Raw genomic sequence first — 1,419 nt, 5'->3', positions numbered from 1 at the left:
GGTGCGGTCGGAGAGACTTGAACTCTCACACCTCTCGGCGCCAGAACCTAAATCTGGTGCGTCTACCAATTCCGCCACGACCGCAGCAAATCTTTATAGTTATATCGATATTGGTGATTCGATGTAACGTTGTGCTCTTAGTTTTCTATTTAACTTTAAAACAAGCTAAGTAAAAACAAAGAGTTTTAAATAGTGGCTGGGCTACCTGGATTCGAACCAGGGAATGCTGGCATCAAAAGCCAGTGCCTTACCGCTTGGCGATAGCCCAACAATGATATCACTTAAGATATCTAAATAATGGTGCGGTCGGAGAGACTTGAACTCTCACACCTCTCGGCGCCAGAACCTAAATCTGGTGCGTCTACCAATTCCGCCACGACCGCAGCAAATCTTTATAGTTATATCGACATTGGTGATTCGATGTAACGTTGTGCTCTTAGTTAACTACTTAAGTAATAAAACAAAGAGTTTAAATAGTGGCTGGGCTACCTGGATTCGAACCAGGGAATGCTGGCATCAAAAGCCAGTGCCTTACCGCTTGGCGATAGCCCAACAATGATATCATTTAAGATATCTAAATAATGGTGCGGTCGGAGAGACTTGAACTCTCACACCTCTCGGCGCCAGAACCTAAATCTGGTGCGTCTACCAATTCCGCCACGACCGCAGCAAAGCTTTATAGTTATATCGACATTGGTGATTCGATGTAACGTTGTGCTCTTAGTTAATTACTTAAGTAATAAAACAAAGAGTTTAAATAGTGGCTGGGCTACCTGGATTCGAACCAGGGAATGCTGGCATCAAAAGCCAGTGCCTTACCGCTTGGCGATAGCCCAACAATGATATCACTTAAGATATCTAAATAATGGTGCGGTCGGAGAGACTTGAACTCTCACACCTCTCGGCGCCAGAACCTAAATCTGGTGCGTCTACCAATTCCGCCACGACCGCAGCAAAGCTTTTACTCTAGCGAAGAGTATAGTTATATCGACATTGGTGATTCAATATAACGTTGTTTGTTCTTCTTTCATAAAGAAAGAATGGTGGCTACTGCGGGATTTGAACCTGCGACCCCATCATTATGAGTGATGTGCTCTAACCAACTGAGCTAAGTAGCCATCTGAGAGCGAAGTAATATAATATAATCTCGCTTCCAATGCCATTATCTTTTTAAAGATAATTACACTTTAAATAGTGGCTGGGCTACCTGGATTCGAACCAGGGAATGCTGGCATCAAAAGCCAGTGCCTTACCGCTTGGCGATAGCCCAACAATGATATCACTTAAGATATCTAAATAATGGTGCGGTCGGAGAGACTTGAACTCTCACACCTCTCGGCGCCAGAACCTAAATCTGGTGCGTCTACCAATTCCGCCACGACCGCAGCAAAGCTTTTACTCTAGCGAAGAGTATAGTTA

Annotated in this window: 10 tRNA genes; all 10 read right to left on the bottom strand. The window is 44.3% G+C overall.

The features are described from left to right. Positions 1-2: 2 nt before the first annotated feature. Positions 3-84 (bottom strand) — tRNA-Leu (locus CWO08_RS23805). A gap of 109 nt (positions 85-193) precedes the next feature. Continuing rightward, positions 194-268: transfer RNA gene (locus tag CWO08_RS23800), tRNA-Gln, on the bottom strand. A 30-nt stretch (positions 269-298) separates the two neighbouring features. Next, positions 299-383: transfer RNA gene (locus tag CWO08_RS23795), tRNA-Leu, on the bottom strand. A gap of 94 nt (positions 384-477) precedes the next feature. Further along, a tRNA-Gln gene (locus CWO08_RS23790) sits at positions 478-552 on the bottom strand. A 30-nt stretch (positions 553-582) separates the two neighbouring features. Then, positions 583-667: transfer RNA gene (locus CWO08_RS23785), tRNA-Leu, on the bottom strand. A 94-nt stretch (positions 668-761) separates the two neighbouring features. Beyond that, positions 762-836: transfer RNA gene (locus CWO08_RS23780), tRNA-Gln, on the bottom strand. 30 nt (positions 837-866) lie between these two features. After that, positions 867-951, bottom strand: a tRNA-Leu gene (locus tag CWO08_RS23775). Between the two features lie 90 nt (positions 952-1,041). Continuing rightward, positions 1,042-1,118: transfer RNA gene (locus tag CWO08_RS23770), tRNA-Met, on the bottom strand. A gap of 77 nt (positions 1,119-1,195) precedes the next feature. Then, positions 1,196-1,270, bottom strand: a tRNA-Gln gene (locus CWO08_RS23765). A 30-nt stretch (positions 1,271-1,300) separates the two neighbouring features. Next, positions 1,301-1,385: transfer RNA gene (locus tag CWO08_RS23760), tRNA-Leu, on the bottom strand. Positions 1,386-1,419: the final 34 nt, after the last annotated feature.

Origin of the sequence: Vibrio sp. 10N.286.48.B8 (genome assembly GCF_003050085.1) — a bacterium.
Lineage (GTDB): Bacteria > Pseudomonadota > Gammaproteobacteria > Enterobacterales > Vibrionaceae > Vibrio > Vibrio crassostreae.
Note: the sequence above shows the minus strand (reverse complement) of the source record. Positions and strands in the feature narration are given on the sequence as shown.